At 51.2% G+C, this 19,818-nt stretch carries 16 protein-coding genes and 1 pseudogene; 9 read left to right on the top strand and 8 right to left on the bottom strand.

The genetic code is table 11. The features are described from left to right. The first annotated feature begins 15 nt into the window (after window positions 1-15). The 5 genes and pseudogenes from gyrB to EJN92_RS10370 all read left to right on the top strand — a co-directional run bounded on the left by gyrB (window position 16) and on the right by EJN92_RS10370 (window position 5,893). Window positions 16-2,523, top strand: a complete 2,508-nt coding sequence (gene gyrB, locus EJN92_RS10390) for a DNA topoisomerase (ATP-hydrolyzing) subunit B (protein WP_126127755.1) — start codon at window positions 16-18, stop codon at window positions 2,521-2,523. 200 nt (window positions 2,524-2,723) lie between these two features. After that, window positions 2,724-3,137, top strand: a complete 414-nt coding sequence (locus tag EJN92_RS10385; RefSeq protein WP_126127754.1) for a nucleotidyltransferase substrate binding protein — start codon at window positions 2,724-2,726, stop codon at window positions 3,135-3,137. Window positions 3,138-3,139: 2 nt separating this feature from the next. Then, window positions 3,140-3,448 (top strand): nucleotidyltransferase family protein, encoded by a 309-nt coding sequence (locus EJN92_RS10380; protein ID WP_126127753.1) that lies wholly within the window; start codon window positions 3,140-3,142, stop codon window positions 3,446-3,448. 16 nt (window positions 3,449-3,464) lie between these two features. Next, window positions 3,465-3,704: pseudogene (locus tag EJN92_RS10375) on the top strand (nucleotidyltransferase domain-containing protein); the annotation flags it as partial. Window positions 3,705-3,895: 191 nt separating this feature from the next. Next, window positions 3,896-5,893, top strand: a complete 1,998-nt coding sequence (locus EJN92_RS10370; RefSeq protein ID WP_126127751.1) for an NACHT domain-containing protein — start codon at window positions 3,896-3,898, stop codon at window positions 5,891-5,893. Window positions 5,894-6,387: 494 nt separating this feature from the next. On the opposite strand, the gene EJN92_RS10365 is transcribed toward EJN92_RS10370, so the two are convergent. Continuing rightward, window positions 6,388-6,849 (bottom strand): DUF2726 domain-containing protein, encoded by a 462-nt coding sequence (locus EJN92_RS10365; RefSeq protein ID WP_126127750.1) that lies wholly within the window; start codon window positions 6,847-6,849, stop codon window positions 6,388-6,390. Between the two features lie 651 nt (window positions 6,850-7,500). Between EJN92_RS10365 and EJN92_RS10360 the strand changes: the two genes are divergently transcribed. Further along, window positions 7,501-8,544 carry a virulence RhuM family protein gene (locus EJN92_RS10360; protein WP_126127749.1) on the top strand — a complete coding sequence of 348 codons (1,044 nt, stop codon included), beginning with the start codon at window positions 7,501-7,503 and terminating at the stop codon, window positions 8,542-8,544. 352 nt (window positions 8,545-8,896) lie between these two features. Here EJN92_RS10360 and EJN92_RS10355 read toward each other — a convergent pair whose 3' ends face one another. After that, window positions 8,897-9,184, bottom strand: a complete 288-nt coding sequence (locus EJN92_RS10355) for a DUF1330 domain-containing protein (protein ID WP_126127748.1) — start codon at window positions 9,182-9,184, stop codon at window positions 8,897-8,899. 169 nt (window positions 9,185-9,353) lie between these two features. Between EJN92_RS10355 and EJN92_RS10350 the strand changes: the two genes are divergently transcribed. Next, a complete protein-coding gene (locus EJN92_RS10350; protein WP_126127747.1) occupies window positions 9,354-10,238 on the top strand; it encodes a LysR substrate-binding domain-containing protein in 885 nt (294 codons plus the stop codon). A gap of 313 nt (window positions 10,239-10,551) precedes the next feature. On the opposite strand, the gene EJN92_RS10345 is transcribed toward EJN92_RS10350, so the two are convergent. The 4 genes from EJN92_RS10345 to EJN92_RS10330 all read right to left on the bottom strand — a co-directional run bounded on the left by EJN92_RS10345 (window position 10,552) and on the right by EJN92_RS10330 (window position 14,492). Beyond that, a complete protein-coding gene (locus EJN92_RS10345; protein ID WP_126127746.1) occupies window positions 10,552-11,157 on the bottom strand; it encodes an alpha-ketoglutarate-dependent dioxygenase AlkB family protein in 606 nt (201 codons plus the stop codon). A 181-nt stretch (window positions 11,158-11,338) separates the two neighbouring features. Beyond that, on the bottom strand, window positions 11,339-12,259 hold the full coding sequence (locus tag EJN92_RS10340; RefSeq protein WP_126127745.1) for a Fe-Mn family superoxide dismutase: 921 nt from the start codon (window positions 12,257-12,259) through the stop codon (window positions 11,339-11,341). Between the two features lie 24 nt (window positions 12,260-12,283). After that, complete coding sequence (locus tag EJN92_RS10335; protein ID WP_126127744.1) at window positions 12,284-13,489, bottom strand: chromate transporter; 1,206 nt, start codon at window positions 13,487-13,489, stop codon at window positions 12,284-12,286. A gap of 16 nt (window positions 13,490-13,505) precedes the next feature. Next, window positions 13,506-14,492 carry a chromate resistance protein ChrB domain-containing protein gene (locus EJN92_RS10330; RefSeq protein ID WP_126127743.1) on the bottom strand — a complete coding sequence of 329 codons (987 nt, stop codon included), beginning with the start codon at window positions 14,490-14,492 and terminating at the stop codon, window positions 13,506-13,508. Between the two features lie 321 nt (window positions 14,493-14,813). Here EJN92_RS10330 and EJN92_RS10325 point away from each other — a divergent pair, with 321 nt between their 5' ends. Continuing rightward, window positions 14,814-15,290: a DUF1203 domain-containing protein gene (locus EJN92_RS10325; RefSeq protein WP_126127742.1), complete on the top strand. Its 477-nt coding sequence runs from the start codon at window positions 14,814-14,816 to the stop codon at window positions 15,288-15,290. 296 nt (window positions 15,291-15,586) lie between these two features. Here EJN92_RS10325 and EJN92_RS10320 read toward each other — a convergent pair whose 3' ends face one another. Further along, the gene (locus tag EJN92_RS10320; RefSeq protein ID WP_126127741.1) at window positions 15,587-16,069 is read right to left on the bottom strand and encodes a GNAT family N-acetyltransferase; all 483 of its coding nucleotides are present in this window, start codon (window positions 16,067-16,069) and stop codon (window positions 15,587-15,589) included. A gap of 89 nt (window positions 16,070-16,158) precedes the next feature. Here EJN92_RS10320 and EJN92_RS10315 point away from each other — a divergent pair, with 89 nt between their 5' ends. Then, window positions 16,159-17,088 (top strand): LysR family transcriptional regulator, encoded by a 930-nt coding sequence (locus tag EJN92_RS10315; protein ID WP_227869796.1) that lies wholly within the window; start codon window positions 16,159-16,161, stop codon window positions 17,086-17,088. 73 nt (window positions 17,089-17,161) lie between these two features. Here EJN92_RS10315 and EJN92_RS10310 read toward each other — a convergent pair whose 3' ends face one another. Next, the gene (locus EJN92_RS10310) at window positions 17,162-19,579 is read right to left on the bottom strand and encodes a phosphocholine-specific phospholipase C (RefSeq protein WP_126127740.1); all 2,418 of its coding nucleotides are present in this window, start codon (window positions 19,577-19,579) and stop codon (window positions 17,162-17,164) included. Window positions 19,580-19,818 lie beyond the last annotated feature (239 nt).

Below are 19,818 nucleotides of genomic sequence, written 5' to 3'. Positions count from 1 at the left end.
ATTCAGAAGGTAGCCATGTCCGAGAACACCCAAGACAATACTCCAGCATCAGAATCCGCCACATCGGCAGGTTATGGCGCATCCTCCATCCAGATTCTGGAAGGCCTGGAAGCCGTGCGTAAGCGCCCCGGCATGTATATCGGTGATACGTCGGACGGCACCGGTCTGCATCATCTGGTATTTGAAGTGCTGGATAACTCCATCGATGAATCCTTAGCTGGCCACTGTACCGAGATCAACGTCACTATCCACAGCGACAACTCGATCTCGATTACCGATAACGGCCGCGGTATTCCTACCGGCATCAAGTTTGACGACAAGCACGAGCCTAAGCGTAGCGCGGCCGAGATCGTTATGACCGAGCTGCATGCCGGTGGTAAGTTCGATCAAAACTCCTACAAAGTATCGGGCGGTTTGCACGGCGTCGGTGTTTCTTGCGTGAATGGCTTGTCTAAATTACTCAAGCTCACCATCCGCCGCGACGGTAAAAAATACGCCATGGAATTCGTCCGTGGTGTACCGCAAAACCGCGAGATAGAAACCATCAACGGCGTGGTCTGCTCACCGATCAAAGTGATAGGCGACACCGAAAAGCGCGGTACCGAAGTGCATTTCTGGGCCGATGAAGAAATCTTCACACACGTAGAATTCCATTACGAAATCCTGGCCAAGCGTATCCGCGAATTGTCTTTCCTCAACAACGGCGTACGCATCAAACTCAGCGACCATCGCACTGGCAAAGAAGAAATGTTCGCGTTCGAAGGCGGCACCCGCGGCTTCGTTGAATACATCAACAAAACCAAGAGCGTCTTGCACCCGACGATTTTCCAGGCAACTGGCGAGCGCCTGTCCGACCAGGGCACCAACATCAGCGTCGACGTCTCGATGCAATGGAACGACGCCTACAACGAACAAGTTTTATGCTTCACGAATAACATCCCGCAACGCGACGGCGGTAGCCATCTCACCGGCCTGCGCGCAGCGATGACACGCGTCATCAACAAGTACATAGAAGAACACGACTACGCCAAAAAAGCCAAGGTAGAAGTCACCGGCGACGATATGCGCGAAGGTCTGACCTGCGTCTTGTCGGTTAAAGTACCAGAGCCAAAATTTAGCTCGCAAACCAAAGACAAGCTGGTATCAAGCGAGGTACGCGGCCCGGTAGAAGAGATCGTTGCCAAGACCCTGTCCGATTATTTGCAAGAACGCCCGAACGACGCCAAAATCATCTGCGGCAAAATCGTCGAAGCCTCGCGCGCCCGTGAAGCCGCCCGCAAAGCGCGCGAACTGACACGCCGCAAAGGCATCATGGACGGTTTAGGTTTATCTGCCAAACTGGCCGATTGCCAGGAAAAAGACCCGGCCCTGTGCGAACTGTATATCGTCGAGGGTGATTCTGCGGGTGGATCGGCTAAGCAAGGGCGTGACCGTAAGTTCCAGGCGATTCTGCCACTGCGCGGTAAAGTGCTGAACGTAGAAAAAGCCCGTTTCGAAAAAATGTTATCCAGCGAACAGATCACCACCCTGATCGCCACGCTCGGCACCTCGATCGGCCCGGACGAATTTAACGTCGAAAAACTGCGCTACCACCGCATCATCATCATGACCGATGCCGACGTCGATGGTGCCCACATCCGTACCCTGCTGCTGACCCTGTTCTACCGCCAGATGCCGCAACTGGTAGAGCGCGGCCACATCTACATCGCCCAACCGCCACTGTATAAAGTCAAGGCTGGCCGCGACGAGCGCTACCTTAAAGATGATGCCGAAGAAGCCAGCTACATGATGACCGTGGCCTTAACCGGTGCCGCCCTGACCCCAAGCACAGGCGCAGAGCCTATCACCGGCGAGCCGCTGGCAGAATTGGTACGCCAATACAATCTGGCCAACGCCGTCATGATGCGCCTCACCCGCGTGATCGACCGCGCTGCCCTCACCGCCATCATGACTGGCGTGACGCTGCAACTCGATACGGCAGAGAACGCCGCCATCTCGGCCCAGGCACTGACAGACACCATCAACGACACCGCGGTAAAAGCCATCGTACGCACCGATGACGTCACCGGCACCTTCAGCCTGCGCATAGAACGCATGTTCCACGGTAACGTCAAAGTGAGCAGCATCGACTACGACTTTAGCGAGAGCGCCGACTACCGCGTACTGGCCAACGCCGCCCTGACCTTTAAAGGCCTGTTAGGCGAAGGTGCCTTCATACGCCGTGGCGAAGGTGAGCGCGCCAAAGAAAGCGCCGTAGCCGACTTCCACCACGCCATGCTATGGCTGCGCGACGAAGCCGAACGCGGCGTCAGCAAGCAACGCTACAAAGGACTGGGCGAGATGAACCCAAGCCAACTGTGGGAAACCACGATGGACCCAACCGTCCGCCGCTTATTGAAGGTACAGATCGACGACGCGATCGCCGCCGATCAGATCTTCACCACGCTGATGGGCGATGATGTAGAACCGCGTAGAGCATTCATAGAATCGAATGCTTTGCGTGCTGGGAATATTGATACCTGATCCAAATCCAAATCACAAAAAGCCCTGCCACTTGGTCGGGCTTTTTTATTGGATGTAAAATTTAAAAACAGGCAGGCCCAGCGCGCATAGCCCATGCGGGTTTCCAGCCATGCTGGCCTGAAAGGCGCATGGGTATTGCGCGACAGGCCGGTACTGTTTTTAGATTGTTGACTTAAATGAAGAACACCAGCGGAGGCACTATGGCAATTCAACTCGATCTAAGCTCACTAGAAAACGCCTTGCAACGCCTGAGCGAAGCACTGCAAGCCTATGCACTAGATACCGGCAACTCGCTGTACCGCGACGCCAGCATCCAGCGTTTTGAATTCTGCTACGAGTTAAGCCACAAAATGCTTAAGCGCTATCTGGAGTTAGCCTCACCCAACCCGGTGGAAATCGACGAACTGGCCTTTCCCGATTTAATCAGAACCGGCAGCGAACAAGGTTTATTGCGCAGCGGCTGGGATAGATGGAAAGATTACCGTCATGCGCGCAGCATTACCAGTCATACCTACGACGAAGCAAAGGCTATCGCCGTCATGCAAATGGTGCCGGATTTTTACATTGAAGGCACTGCGCTACTCAAAGAACTAGGCAAGCGCTGCCAACCCTAAATATGCACAACATCCCTGACATCGCCATCACGCCAGAGCAATGGGAGATAGTCTCAGCCATTCTGCAAAAACACGTGCCGGACAAAGCAATCTGGGCCTTCGGCTCGCGTGCGAAACATCAAGAAAAACCTTATTCGGATCTCGATCTTGCCATCATCAGCGACACCGGATTAACGCTCAGCCTGCTCGCCGCCATCGAACATGATTTCTCGGAATCGGATCTGCCGTTCAAGGTGGATGTGGTGGATAGTGCGGTGATTAGCCCGGCGTTTCGCGCGATTATTGAAAGCCATAGAATAAGAATTAAGTAAGCGTCAGCACCTACCGCAAGCAGAAGTCTGGGCCTACGGCAGCCGCATCACCAACGACTATTACGAAGCCAGCGACCTCGATCTGGTAGTGCGTAATCCAACTGATTTAAGCCAGGCCAGTGACGGCATTCTTGATCTGCAAGAAGCACTGGTGGAAAGCGATATTCCTATCCTGGTGCAGGTAGTCGACTGGGCGCGGATACCTGTTTCGTTTCTTGCTGAGATTGAGGCTGGGTATGTGGTGGTGTTGGAGTGAGTTATTTTCCGATGTTGGAATGTTAGAACTGAGCCCAGCTTTTGCGACTTTTGTTAAGAATCGAAAAGTGTTCGCAAATAACTAAAAAGTTAACTGATGCTTGTTTGTCGCCATATTGCAATGTACTATTGTCAACCACTTCTCAATTCCTGAAGTCTGTCGAAATCAAAAAAACTATCTAACAAGGACATATGGAACTACCTGTTATTAATTGGTTCGAAGAACCCATAAAAGAATCTGTCACTTCAGTGTTTCATGGTTTAAATGCATTTATTGAGTCAATAGATTTGTTCAATAAATTTAGGAAAACACATTTTGAAATGCTACAGCACCAGGTTGGCACTGTAAAAATTTTAGGCATGCAGCATCCAATGGATCTCAAGGATTTATATTACCCTGCGGCGGTTTCAACGGATATTAGACGTCGAATATATGCGCCTGAATCGAATACTCTTGACGTTAAATCGAAAAAAAAAAATAGGAAACACGATATTAATTCGACGCAAGCAGGCGATGTGTTCATATCGAAGAATAAAAGAGTTGTAGTGCTTGGTGGACCTGGCGCAGGAAAAACCACATTCTTAAAATTTCTGGCGTTGGCATATTCTGATAAGAATATTTTTTCGAAAACAAAACTCACTACTTCACAACTTCCTATATATCTTCATCTTCCGTTGCTCGCTCGAGAAGGGTCAGGGATTTTGGAAAGCATCAGTTCACTTCTCACACAAAGAGAGGGCCCATATGCTATAGATTTTTATACACGGTTATTATTAAGTGGCGATTGCACATTATTTTTAGATTCGCTTGATGAGGTTCCACAAGAATCTCGACAATCGATTATTGACAAGATAAATGCATTTTCTGCACTGTACCAAAAATGCTCAATAGTTTTGACTTGTCGAACTGCCGACTACGAACCAGTTTTTGAGAATTTTTCAGAAATTGAACTTATTCGGCTCACAAAAGATGCAATTGAATCCATCATTAAAGCTTGGTTTGGCAAGGACCACGAACGGGGAAGTAAATTACTTTCGTTGCTCTTTAATGACGAAACAGTATCTTCGCTAACTGAGACACCGTTGTTACTTAGCTTGTTATGCATTCAATTTAAGAATGATCTAGCACTTCCAAAGAAGCGAACGGAACTCTATCGTCGTTGTGTGGACGCACTGTTGCGGGACTGGGATAGTACGCGAGGTTTCAGACGCGATACGTCTTATGCTCAGTTATCAGATGACAAAAAAGAGAAAATATTTGAGGCAATCGCAGGCAAAAGTTGTAGCAACTCAATTGAATATGAATTTAGTGAAGCATTCGTTTTAAATGCGTTGTCAGAGGAAATATCAAGATTTTCAATAGACTCCAATGAAGCTAAGGGTATTCTTACTGAAATTGAGAGTCATCATGGCATTCTAGAAAAATGCTCTGCCGAAAGCTATGAGTTTAGCCATGGCACGATGCAGGAATACTTTGCAGCACGGTATTTTGTAGCAAAACGAGTTGAAATGAATGTATTAAAGAAACACTATGATGAGCAGGAGTGGCATAACATTATTATGTTCATGGTATCGATAATGGACGATCCGTCAGATCTTTTGAATTTCTTAGTTTTAAAATCTTCCATGGTAACATTTCAAAATTATCCTGCATTTGGAAAGCGACTCTTCCATCTGTTACTTTTGTATAGGTGCATGGCAACGGGTGTTTCAATTTCACAAGAATTAAGAACTGAAATTTGTACGCATTTAGTAAAAAGTCAAATTAATATGCTTTCACAACTAAACGGTGATGGAGTGCTTCCATTTGCTGCAAGAATTCCAAATGGTGTACGCCAGGCACTTTTTCATTACAAAAAAAATAGACCGAGCTTAATTAAAATCCTTCAACCCTACCGAAATTTAATGAATGAAATTGCATTGAATCCTGTAAAAGAATATGCGGAAAAAGTTACTGAGCAAGTGGAAAAAATGGATCCTTTTGCTAATCAAAAGATATATCCTGCATTGGGTATAGCCACTTGTATTCTCGCTCCAATTTCCGATGCAAAGCCAGAATTTTTCTTCAAAAAGATGATTCACTACTCAGAAGAAATGTTGCGCCGTCAACTAGGAGAGGGTATTCGGTCGGTTCTCGTAGAATCAATTTCAATTCACCAAACCATGTATCCAGAAATCTGCAAACCATAACACGTCGGTTCGCAATTGGTGTCTTGCGGCCAAGGCCGTAACCCACAATAAGTAGGGTGCAAATAGCTGCAGGCGTATTGCACCGCATGGGATCGTTCATAGACGACATGCGGCGCAATCGATGAACCCCGTTGCGCCCTAGCGATTGCGGGTTATCGGCTACGAAAAAATGGGGTCAGGTCTTTCGCTAGCGTATTTTGCAAAAAATGGGGTCAGGTCTTTCGCTAGCGTATTTTGTGGCCGAGGTCAGTTCTAGTATTTCATCATTTTCAAAACCCATCACGCATATCCCATGCGGTTTGCAGACCAATATGCCGCCACGAGCCGCATGGATATTGCGCAGACGGTTTCTGATTTTTCAAAAACTCACCCGCCACCGCTATGCAGCAGCCTCGATCACCTAGTATTCGAGGCGACTCTTGTTGATTCGTTTTTGATTCGTTTTTGATTCGCTGTTGATTCTGCCTTGGCTTCCGCAAAGGATCTTGATTTTTTTATTTCAATGAAATGATGAGGTCTTTTTGCAGCGTTTCTATATTCGGGACCGTTTTGTATCTGAGTACTTTGTGTCCTGCTTGTAGGAGTGAAGCGATCCGTTTTTCGTCTTGCAGTTCGCGCCCTTTATGGCTAGCATCATCAAGCTCAATAACTGCTTGCACTTCAAAAGCTTTATTGCAAATAACAAAGTCTGCCACTTTCCGGTCGAAGGTATTTCTTGCGGCGCGCTCTTTGGTGGTGACTAGCGCGGAAAAAGCAACTTGCGCTAAAACGATTTGATCCGGGAATGCTTCTACCAATCTAAAAAACATTGGTTGTTCATTTTTAGTTAAAGGGATTTTTGCTTTGATTAATGCGGTAGCTGTTTTTGCTTTGAGTTTTTTGGCAATGATGGCGATGGCGATTGCTGCGACAAAGATGAAAAACAATAGTGGTAGTACGCTGGTGATTAGTTTCATTCATTTCTTTAAGTTTCTTTAAAGACATATTTTAACCTGCGGCAGTTAATCAATTTATACAGATTCTCACTGAACTTGCGCGATTTTTGATTGCGACTATGTTTTCTAAATCGATAGGGCGCAGCATCGCTTTAATTTAAAAACCCATCACGCAATATCCATGCGGCTCGTAGGCCAATATCGTGCCACGAGCCGCATGGATATTGCGCGGTCGATTTCAGTAAGTTTGTAACTCAGAACCGACAAGGCTATGCATCGCATTAACAATATGAGTCTATCAGCATCGGCGCAAATAATTGATGCTCAATACCTCTTTATGCTAATTGCTCTTCAAACCGAAATACATTCTCAATCACAAACCGTTTCGCCCCATTAATCACATCCGCACGCAACGGTATGGCGAGGATTTATATTCTGATTTTGCTTTGATTGATGCGATTCAAATACACGGTCTAGCTCACTTCTAGTTGGGTTGATGGATAGCACAGAATGGCTTGTTTCTCTGCCCACGTAGCGGGCGGCTAGTGATTGAAATCATTAATCTAACAATGCAATAAATAACTGATTAAATATTCAGTTGTTTATTAATTTTTGCGGTAATATTTGCGTACTTTTTACATTCCCGATTCGCGCAAGAAAATGGGACTCAACATGAGCGACAAAAAACTGATCCGCAACAGCACTGCAGAATTTCTGATGTTTACCGGCCAGGCTGGTGAGCAGAGCATCGAGGCGCGTTACGAGAACGACACCGTCTGGCTGACGCAAAAACTGATGGCTGAGCTCTTCGCCGTGGATGTTCGTACCATCAGCGAACACCTCAAAAACATCTACGAGTCCGGCGAAATCCAGCGAGAGGCAACTATCCGGAAATTCCGGACAGTTCAGACCGAAGGTGATCGTGAAGTGGGTCGTAGTATCGATTTCTACAACCTCGACGCCATTATCTCAGTAGGTTACCGCGTCAACTCGCTGCGCGCTACCCAGTTCCGGCAATGGGCGACGCAGATCCTGCGTGAGTTCGCAATCAAAGGCTATGTGCTCGACAAGAAGCGCATGGAAAACGGTGCTTTTCTCGGCGAGGATTATTTCGAGCACCTGCTGGCAGAAATCCGCGAGATTCGCCTTAGCGAGCGCAGGTTCTACCAGAAAGTCACGGATATTTATTCGACCGCGCTTGACTACAACAAGGCTGCGCCCACGACCAAAGCTTTTTTTGCCAAGGTCCAGAACAAGCTGCATTTTGCGATTCACGGTCACACCGCTGCTGAACTGATCGTGCAGCGCGCCGACAGTGGCAAGGCGTGCATGGGCCTGAGTTCCTGGGAGCAGGCACCTGACGGCAAGATCCTTAAAACTGATGTGGTCGTCGCCAAGAATTATCTGAATCAAGACGAACTGGAATCGCTAGGCCGCATCGTCAATGCCTATCTCGACCTGGCCGAAGATCGCGCCCGACGAAATATTCCGATGACGATGGAAGATTGGGCAAAACGACTGGATACTTTTCTGGAATTTACTGACCGCGAAATTTTGCGCGATGGCGGCAAGGTCTCGGCCGAACTGGCCAAAGCTCACGCCGAAAGCGAGTTCGAAAAATACCGCATCGTGCAAGACCGATTATTTGAGAGCGACTTCGACAGGGTACTCAAGCAGATCAAGCCGGAGCGTGGATCTGGAAACGATGATGAATAAAGCCGCTGGCATAGCCGGATTAGAGGGGCGAATTGATGACTACGCCTGAACGATAGGGCTCAGCTTCGATTAATTTTTGCATGCCGAGATTGCGCGAAAGCGTGCTCGCAATAATAAATCATCTCAAATTCTCTATTCGCGAATAGAGAATAAAAAATGGTTGGGGCAGTCATTCCAAGCTTCCCAAAACCCATCACGCATATCCCATGCGGCCTGCAGGCCAATATGCTGCCACGAGCCGCATGGATATTGCGCAGACGGGTTCTGATTTTTCAAAAACTCACCCGTCACCGCTATGCGGCAAGGCCGTACCGTGTTTTGAAATCTTAAACGGCCTTCACGCTGCCCTCATTCAAATACCATTTACCAGTATCAAATCAAAATCAGCACCAGTGCGACGCAATTGTTTTAGATGCTCGTGTTCTGGATCTGTGTACCAAGCCTGCGCATGTTCAGCCGTGGGGAACTCTACCACCACCACCATCGCGCCGACTTGTAAATCACCTTCCAATTTTTGTGCGCCTGATTTGGCCAGCACCTTCCCTTGGTGGCGTGCAAACACGGCGGGCATTTTTTCGCCGTATTCCTTTTGCCAATCTGTGTTGTGGGCGGTGATAAAACCGATTGCATATGCTGCCATTTTTTTTACCTCTTTGATTGAGTGTTGAAGGACTGGCTTGATTGCTCTGCATCACCAGTGTGCTTCTTGCTGAGTTTCAGTTTGTTTGTCACGTACTGCATTATTAAGCAAAGCAATTAAGGGATAAATGGGCTCACGCTTTGTAGACCCGTAACTTATAATTTCGAATATGAGTAATAAACTACAAAGCATGCATGTCTTCGTTGTCGCCGCCACTTCAGAGAGCTTCGCGGCGGCCGCGCGCGCACTCGATATGTCGTCGGTGATGGTGGGCAAACACGTACAGGCGCTAGAGCAGCAGCTAGGCGCCAGCCTGATAGCGCGCACCACGCGCAAGCAGACATTGACTGAGATAGGCGTCAATTATCTGGAGCGTTGCCGTGATGTGTTGGCCAGCGTGGCGGCCGCCGATGCGGTTGCCGAAAATTTGCGCGCCACACCGCAAGGCAATTTGCGGATTAGCGCGCCGGTGGCTTACGGCACGCATCGCTTAATGCCCGTCATCAGTGAATATGCGGCCAACTACCCGCAGGTTAACATTGATCTTGAATTGAATAACCGCGTGGTTAACATGGCGGACGAGGCGGTCGATGTGGCGATACGCTCTGGCTCTTTGTCAGATACTGATTTGATCGCCCGCCCCTTAAGGGCTAGCCGCATGCTGGCGGCGGCCAGCCCGTCTTATCTGGCGCGGCATGCGGCACCCGTGCATCCGTCCGATTTGGCGCAGCACAATTGCCTGTCCCTGGCGGCGTGGGGTAGCAAGCCGGTTTGGCGCTTTAGCAAGGCCGGTGAGACAGTGCTGGTGCCGGTAGAAGCTGCGTTCGCGAGTAATTATGGCCAGGCATTATTGGCCGCCGCAGTGAGTGGCATGGGTGTTGTGGTGCAGACCGACGCAATGCTGGAAGCCTCTATCGCTGCCGGTCACTTGGTCTTGTTATTACCCGATTGGGAGCTGCCTTCACGTGCCTTGCATGTGGTGCGCCGGGCAGAGATACGGCCTAGTGCCAAAGTGCGCAGTTTTATTGACCTGGTCGTTGCCAAGTTGGCTTAGTTTATTGCAGCTTTGCTTGAGATTTAGTTCGGCATGGAGCGCTAAGAATTCAAATCACAGCACCGCTAGCGCGCAATCGAATCATACGGTGCAGCTTGGATTATTTTTTTACTGAATATTTCTAAATTTCAAAAGCCAACACGCATATTCCACGCGGCCTGCAGGCCCATATCGTGCCACGAGCCGCATGCAAATTGCGCAGTCAAATTCTGATATTTCAAATACTCAAGCAGCTTGCAGCTCAGCATCGCGCTGAAATTACGCCCGGCTGATGCTGCCCTTTTGCTGGTCGCTTGGCCGCAACCCACCGTCTTTACCTGTCTATGCTTCTGAAGGTGAGGTTGATTCTGGCTGCGCTGATGCGTTTGCTCGGTGGTAGCCGGTGCAGCCAATGGCTTTGCGTTGTGCCTTTCATCACCAATAGGCTGCCGTGCGCCAAGACTAAGGAAACGATTTCTTGGCTGACTTTGTGTTTGAAGGCAAATTTTCGTTCTGCGCCAAAACTTAAGGAGCCGATCGCGCCATTTTTTTTCAAATCTTTTTCGGCATCGCTATGCCAGGCCATGCCTTCTTCACCGTCATGGTACAAATTGAGCAGGCAAGAATTAAATTTTTCGCCGGTTCTCTGTTCGACAAGTGCTTTTAATTCTAATAATTCTGCGGTCCACGGCAGGGCGTGCTTGGTGGTATTTGAATAGGTGTATTCAAATTTTTTGTCGCCATACCAGGCTACTTTTCGTTTGGTCAGTATCAGTTTTCCATAGATCAGCGCCTGATCATTTTCCCATGCGATGCTCTGCATTAAACAGGCGAAATAATCATCTGCCTGTTTGGCTGGCAAGAGTTTGCCGTAATAATTGACGACACCATCTTTGGGTAATAAATTGTGTGCGGCGTCTAAGTCGTCAAATAAATCCATTTTTTGTATTCTGTTTTAGGAAGGCGAAAGTGCATACGCATATTTCATGCGCTCTGCGGAGCAATATCATGCCACGAGCCGCATGGAATATGCGCAGACAAGTTCTGATTTTGCAAAAATTCTAGGCTAGCCGCAATGCGGCGGATCGTGACTGTTTTAAGGACACGCTCCGCCTTGCATCTCAAGCCAAGTCTGCTTTGGCTTGCAAGCTTATGCCGGCGCTGCGGCAGGCTTCAATCCCGCCACTCAGGTAACGCACCTCGAAGCCACGCGCACGCAAGGACAGCGCCGCCGAGCGACCAATGTCTAAGCCCTTGACGCAATACACCAAGACTGGCCGTGTGCGGTCTAGCGTGCCACTCCACTGGGCCAACAACGCCGGATCGTACCAACTGGCACCGGCCAGCATGTCGCTGGCCGCGGCGAAGTCTTCCGCGCGCCGTACATCGATCAGGCTTGCCGCTGCATTGTCGAGTGCAGCTATACCTACGCCCAATGCTGCGGCATCACCCGCCACTGCCGCGCCATAGCGGCGGTACACCGCATCCCAACGGATATTTTGCATGAATGCGTCCACATAGGCCGCCGCTTTGGCGCCGAAATCCATGTGATAGGCATGTTCGTACATGTCCAGGGCGAGCAGCGCGCTGGCACCGGCCAGCATATGGGTGTGGTCGGCGGCCCAATGATTGACTAGCCGACCCTCGCGTGCCGACCAGGCCAGGATCGCCCACCCCGAGCCACCGCCCATCGCCTTGGCCAAGGCGCTGAACTCGGCTTGCCAGCGTGCCACCGAACCAAAATCACGTGTCAAGGCGATCGCGAGCCCATTCGATGGCAGCACACCATTGCCACCTAGCGCATCGAAATACAGCTCATGCAGCACCGCAGAATTGCTAGCGACCAGCTCTTCGCGCTTCAAGCCGTTGATCTGAAAACCCGGCGCGCTGGCCCAGTCCAGCTGCGCCAGTTGTGCGCGTATCGCCTTGAGCCGCTTGACCGCACCGGCATAATTGTTTTCATGATGACTCTGTATCAGTGCGGGCGACAAGCCTGTGAGGCTATTCAGCTCGATGCTCAGGGCTTGAAGTTGCAGGTCCATGGATTTTTCCTTCAATGTGTGAGCTTAGGGATGGGACAGCAGGGGATACAACATCAGTCCCAGCAACGCGGCCACCAACACGATCGCCGGTTCAGGGATTTTTTTGAAGCGCCACAGCACTACCAGCGTGGCAAGCGCGAGTAGCGCCGTCACCAGGTCAGTGATAGAGCGTTGCGCGATCACCAGCACGGCGCCGGTGAGCGCACCGATGGCCGCGGCAGTCACCCCGTCCACGAAGGCAACGATGCCGGGCTGTTTGCCATGTTTTTTGAAATACGGTGCCGGTAATATGGTGAGCAGGTAACACGGTATAAAGGTCGCGAGCGCGGCCACCAAGGCACCCCAGAAACCGGCTACCAGGTAGCCAATGAAAGCGGTCGTGATGACCACCGGGCCCGGCGTGATCATCGCCACCGCGACCGCATCCACAAACTGGCGGTCGTTAAGCCAATGGTGCTCGGTCACCACGCCGCTGTATAGAAACGGCACGATCGCCAGGCCGCTACCAAACACGAAGCTACCAGCGTAGGCAAAGAAGGCGCCAAGCTGCGCCAGCAAATCCCACTGGCTGCTAGCGGCAGCCAGCACAGCGGCCAGCGGCAGCACGGCAGCGACACCATGCAGGCGCCCGCCTAACCAGCGTTTTGGCGGCACCCTCAGCAACCAGACCAGCAGGCCCGCGCCCAGGAACAGCCAGACACTTTCGGACTGAGTTAACAAGGTAAGGATGGCGCTGACCAGGTAGATCGCCCATAGCAGCTTATCGCGCCCTATGTTCTTGCTGGTGAGCTTGTAGGCACTCATGGCAATGATGCCTATCACGGCGGCACCCACGCCGTAAAACACCGCCTGCATCCAGGCTATCCCGCCAAATTCTACGTAGGCGGCGCCAATGCCCAGTACCATCAAAAACGAGGGCAGCACGAAGGCGATGCCGGCCAGCGTGGCGCCCAGCACGCGGTAATGCACATAGCCCAGGTAGATGGCAAGCTGGGCCGCCAGCGGACCGGGCATTAGCTGCGCTAACGCCATGCCCTCCTTGTAATCACTCTCGGAAATCCACAGACGGCGCTCCACCAGATCACGGTACATATAGCCAACCAGGGCAACCGGGCCGCCAAAGCCGCAACTGCCCAGCGCCAGCATGTAGCACACCAGTTGCCACAGCGAGTAGCGCGCCGGGCTGGCAAGTTGTTGTGTGGTGGTGGTGTTGGTATTGGTGTCGCTCATGCTTATCTTTTCTTTTTCAAGTCTTGGCGCGCGCAGGCGCGCGGCCGAAATGTGCATACAGAGAATCGAGTACACCACCCACCTCTGCCAGCAGCGCGTCATCGTCAGGCAGGCGCTCGCGGGCACCGGCCAGCATGGCTTCAAAGCCAGCGCCTTCGGCAACCTGTCCGTCCCCGATGTCCAGCGATCGCACCATGGCACCCATGCGCAACAGCGCCGGGTCATCCTCTAGTCCAAAGCTGGCCATCAGGGTTTCAAAGCTGACCCGCTCGCCCACATGGCTAAAGGCGGCGCCATCGAAGTCGAAACCGAGCGCCTGGGGCGGGCAGTCGGCTGGCTTGGACAACCATAGAAAGCGTGCCGCAGTGTCAATAAAACGCTGGATCAACCACGCGCTGGCGACCCGATCCACCCACAGACTTCGGCGGGTCGCCCACAAACGAGCTTGATAATCGGCGATGTCTAGACGGGCGATCTGAGCCTCGCTACCCTGCGGCTCATCCGGCGACAGTACCCGCTCCACACGTTGTTTGAAATCACTCCACGCGACTTCGGCCTCCAGACTAGATTCGCCGGGAAAAAAATCTATGGCCAGCAATGCCTGGTACTCGCGTAATAGCTTTTTCTGCAGCCGAGTCAGCTCGCTCACCGTGAGTGAGGGCAGGGTCGCTGCCAGCGTCTTCCACGACGCGATCAGGCTCGCAAAGTCGGCGCTGCGCTCGAATAACAGGGCGTAAGCAGGCGCATCCGCCGAGCTTGCCGGGGCCACCTGCATGAGCCAGGCGCTACCGCCTTCGCGTGCACATTCGTCGGCGAGTTCTTGCAGGGCAGCGCTGTGCATGTCTGTGGCAGGCAGCAGATAAGCACCATCACGCAGCGCAGCGCAGCCCAGGGTTTTGAAGGCGCGCCAGATACGCATGCGCGCCGTTGCACTCTGAGTGGGCAGGGACACCACCAGCAGTAACCATGCGGAGGTGTCGCTAAGTTTTTTTGAATTATCCATGTAACGAATACTACATTACTGTATTTATCTCTACAAGAATATTTTTAGACATGAATGAACAACTTGAAAATCGAGCCAGGCTGCCAAATGCTCACATCTAAAGCCCGACACGTATATCCGATGCGGCCTGCAGGCCAATAGGGTGCCAAGAGCCGCATGGATATTGCGCAAGCGATTTTCAATCCGGCAAAAACACTTGCTTCAAAAGTAAGTGGCAGTAACGCTTAGCCACTTGTGTTGTGGCATTTGGCGTCCGAAAATGGCGCGACGCTTAGGCCTCGCCGCCTGATACTGTTGGCTTACATTCAGCTGGAGTAAGCCATGACATTTCAAATCCGCGGTCTCGCGCCTGCGCAATTTACACACTTGTTTTCGCTCAGCGATGCAGAGCTGAGCGTGCAAGGGATAGACCGGCACATTGCCGATGAAGAGCTCAGCTTCCCTTGCAGGGTTAGCCTGCAAGATGCGGCGATAGGAGAAGAACTTTTATTGCTCAATTTTGCGCATTTAGAAACCAGCTCCGCCTATCAGGCTAAGGGCCCAATCTTTGTGCGCCGTGATGCGTTGCTAGCACCACTGTTTGTCGATAGGCTACCGCCCATGTTAGATCAGGCACACCGGCTATTTTCTGTGCGCGCCTTCGATAGTAGCGATCGTATGGTCGATGCCGAGGTGGCCAGCGGCAGCGAATTGCCAGCACTGCTAAGGCATTTTTTGAGCAAGCCAGAAGTCAATTATCTGCACGTGCATTTTGCCCGACGTGGTTGTTTTGCAGCGCGCGTCGAGCGTAGGAATTAAGCTATTGAACTAAAGAGCGCAGCATCGTTCTTTTTAAGGAGAACTTCTAAAAACCCCATACTCGGGCGCATCGCGGCGTTGCATATCCTCGCAATACCGACGTATTGCTCCGGTTTGCGCCTTGCGCTGCATCCCGATTAACGGGTTTTTAGAAGTTCCCTAAGAGCTAACCCGCAATCCCCATGCGGCTTCCAGGCCGAAATGCTGCCAGGAGGCGCATGGATATTGCGCAAACGATTTCAGCCAGTTAGCTTCGGTTGTACGCAGTCAATAAACCTATTTGCGCTTGCATGTCATCAATCGCCACGCGCAAACGCCGTTAAGGTATCGCCAGCTAATCGATAGCGTATCCACTCGTCTTGTGGACTAGCACCCAAGGATAAATAGAATTGGATCGCTGGCTCGTTCCAATCCAGCACGCTCCATTCCAGACGGCCGCAACCTGTTTCGCGAGCAATGCCTGCTAAATGGCGCAGCATTGTTTTGCCGGCACCGCTACCGCGATGTTCGGGGGAGATGTATAAATCCTCCAGATACATACCCTTACGGCCTAACCAGGTCGAGTAGCTGTAGAAATAGATGGCAAAGCCGACCGCTAGTCCGTCTATCAGGCAGATCAGCCCATGTGCCGGGCTATCGGCTGCAAACAAGCTGCGCTCAATATCTGCGACACTGGCGATGACTTCATGCTGCGCTTTTTCATAGATCGCCAGTTCGGTGATGTAGTGGTGGATCAGCGCAGCATCGCTGACGGTGGCTTGGCGTATTTCAATCTTCATATGGCTTCCCTGGTTGACTATTTAATTTGCATTTGCGTGATAGTAAGCATTCTCGTACTATGCAGCAAGTGCAATGAATTCAATTGATTATGAACAGTATGCATTTAGACTTGCGCAAGCTAGACCTCAACCTATTGCTGGTCTTTAATGCCATATATCAGCAAAAGTCTGTCACCGCTGCCGCCAATGAGTTGGCCATGAGCCCATCGGCACTCAGCCATGCCCTGACACGTTTGCGACTATCACTTGGCGATGAGTTATTTGTCCGGCTAGGCAATCAAATGCAGGCTACGTTAAGAGCCGAGCAAATCGCCGAGCCTGTCAGCCAGGCATTACAGCAATTGTCCGCCAGCCTGAGCTTAAACGAGCGATTTGATCCCATCAGTAGCGAGCGTTGCTTTGTCTTTTCGGCGTCTGATTACACGGCGTTTGCGATTTTGCCGCGGGTTATGGCCGCCTTACAAAAGAGCGCACCTAAGCTCAAGATCAAGGTCGTCAATTCCAGCCAAAAACTGGCGATAGCTGATCTGGCTGCCGGCCATATCGATTTTGCTCTAGGCTATGACGAAGAGCGCTTACCGCTACCGGCCGGTATCGAAGATTTTGATTGGCTGCAGGACGAGTATGTCGTGATTGCCAGTCAACAGCATTCCTTGATCCGTGGAAAACTGACGCTAGCTCAGTATTTAAAAGCACGTCACGCCATCGTCACGCCCTGGAATGAAAACCGTGGCGTGATCGATTTTGTGTTGGATGGCCTGTGCTTGCAACGTGAGGTCGTGATGCAGCTGCCAACTGTCATGGTGGCACCTTTTATTGTTGCCGAAAGTGAGCTGCTCATGACCATACCGCGCCATGCCGCTGAAACTTTGGCGCGTGCTGCGCCTATCACTATTTATCCGGCGCCATTCAAGATCCCACCGTACACCTTGAAAATCTACAGTCATTGCAAATATGCGCGGACTGAAGCGCACCTGTGGTTACGTAAAGAGTTGATGCGATTGGTGCCAAGCGGGTAAGACGCAATGAATAAACCCATTGCCTCTTACCGGCTTGGCGATTGCAGATTGCTAGTGAAGCTCTTGCAAAATATCAAGACCCGAGCACACGGACTTCTGCGGCTGACACCACTCGTCCTCCATTCACCTCTGACAATGCGAGCAATTTGACGTAGCGTGCGTTGACGGTACTAAAATTCACGCTAGACATGGAGATTGTTTTCGCCCAGCTTCCCTGACCCATCAATGACCAGTTAATCGCATCCAGACTAACCAGCACTTGATAGTTTGCGATATTGCCTTCGTAAATATTGCTACGCGCTTCCTGTTTTGGCAAATAACTGAGGCCATTGACTTGTCGCACGCCACCCAGATCCACAGTGAGGTAATGCGGGAAGGCCGAGTCGGCACTAGTCCAGGCGTTCATAGGATTATCGTTCAACACGTTCGCCGCACCGTCTGAGACAGTTTGGCTGTCATAAGCGATCACTTTGGCGACGGTTCTTGGCAATACGCCTGATACCATCGTTTTACTGACGCTGCCTTCTATGTGACCGCTAAATCCTCTCAGGAAGGAAGAGTCGGTGGGAATAAAAGCGACTAAATCGTACCATCCATCTTTGGTGTACCAACTGTCAGAGACCGTGGAACCTGCTGCGATTTGGTAACTCCAGGGACCATCGCTACGGTAACCGCCGGCGCACACCCGCACCTCAATGGGGTTGCCGGAAGTGAAGGTATTTTTCATGTTGAGAATAATGCGATTGGCCGCGCTATCGTAAGCAGCAGTGATCTCGATTCCATATTTGGCCAAGTCGCCACGGTAGCGGCGGGTAAAACCATTTGGCCCGTAGGCGGTCATGTCAAATTTTCCGCTGCTGGCAGAATTCACGGAAAAATAGTCGGTGACGGGCGCATTCGTGCCAGTGCCAGCAGGCACGACGTAAGACCAGGCCGCATACGCGCGAAATTCATTGATGACGACATTCACGGCGCAACCAGCGGTGCCGGCATTACTCATATCGAGCCAGAGCCGGCCACCCGCTTTGTCGGGGCGGGCAGAGACATTGAGTTGATATGGCAGCGCTTGCAAAACTTTCGCGCCAGGTTCTTGTGACAATAAAACTTGATTGCCCGGCACGCCGACAGGATTGGTGACGGAGCATACTTTTACTTTGTCGTCAGTGCGAGGTAACACTGGCACGCTAGGGTCAACCGTATAGTTGCCGCCAAAATTGAGTGCCGAAGTGAGATCACCGCAAACCGTTTTGCGCCATGGCGTAATATTCGGTGCCAGCACGTCGCGATTAAAACGCGCCTTGATCCACTTTTCTAAAAAGCGATTGATGGAGGTATGGTCAAAGGTTTCCGAACAGACCCGGCCACCGCGACTCCAGGGCGAGATCAGCATGGTTGGCACACGCGAACCGAGACCATAAGGTGTATTCGTGCCTGGTGCCAGTTCGGCAGTGCGATAACTGGACTGGAAAGATTCTGTCGGCGGCGAAGGCGGGACCACATGGTCAAAAAATCCGCCGTTTTCATCGTAGGTCAGAATGAATACGGTTTTCTCCCAGACCGTCAAATTCGATGCCAGCGCATCCAAAATACTGTGGATATAGTTAGCACCGGCAGACAGAGAATAGTTGGGATGCTCAGTGGTATTGGCAGGCCCGACTATATACGACACCGCGGGTAATTTGTTGGCCATGATGTCGGCCTTGAAATCGACGATACTCATGCCCGCTGCAGAGCGCTTGATACCGCGTTGATAAAGAGGCGAAGTGGTGGGCGCAGTATTAAAGAGTTTGAAGCCGTCTAAGGCGTTGTCGCCATAATTATCTTGTTCTTGATAGGTCTGCCAGGAAATGCCTGCGTTCTGCATTAATTCTGCATAGGTGGTCCAGCTCCAGCTATGTCCGGGTGCATCGCCGCCATTGGTTTCACCACCGGAAGTGCCGGTCCAGACATATAAGCGATTCGGTGCAGTAGAGGAAGCGGTGGAGCAGAAATACTGATCGCATACCGTAAATTGATCCGCTAAGGCGAAGTGAAACGGGATGTCGGCACGCGTGTAGTGACACATCGTGCTAGTTCCTTTGGCCGCGATCCAGGCATCATATTTCCCTGAATTCCAGGCCTGATGTCCGGTTGCCCAATCGTGTGCCAGATCGGGCACACATTCTTCCGTCACACCGGATCGCGTAGCGCGGAAAGGCAGGACGGTAGTACTGCCATACGGTTGGGAAAAAACGCTGCTGCCATTCAGAAAGCGTTGCGGATGGGGATCGCTAAAGCCGCGCACACCACCAAGCGTGCCAAAATAATGGTCAAAACTGCGGTTTTCCTGAACCAAGATCACCACATGCTCGACATCGGCTAAGGTCCCTGCGGGAACAGGTGCGGCCAAGGCTTTTTGTAAAGAGAGCGGCAGTAAACCTAAGCTGGCACTGGCCCCTGCAGCCGTCGCGGCAAGGGATAAAAACTTACGTCTGGGAGTTGAATTGCTCATGGTTCAGTCTCTTCAATAAAAAGATGAAAAGAGAGAACTTACTGATTTGAAATGACGCCAGCATGACGGCCTGATGACAGCTTGATGACCGATTGCGTGACGATTGCATGACCCATGCGGAACGCGCTCTGCTTTACAAGTAAACGGCCAGGGTTAGCCGCCACCAGCGGCAGCGCTAGCGTCTGGCATTTTCAAAACCCATCACGCATACCCTATGCGGCCCGCAGGCCAATATGCTG

Origin of the sequence: Undibacterium parvum, assembly GCF_003955735.1 — a bacterium.
Taxonomy (GTDB): Bacteria; Pseudomonadota; Gammaproteobacteria; order Burkholderiales; family Burkholderiaceae_D; genus Undibacterium; species Undibacterium parvum.
Note: the sequence above shows the minus strand (reverse complement) of the source record. Positions and strands in the feature narration are given on the sequence as shown.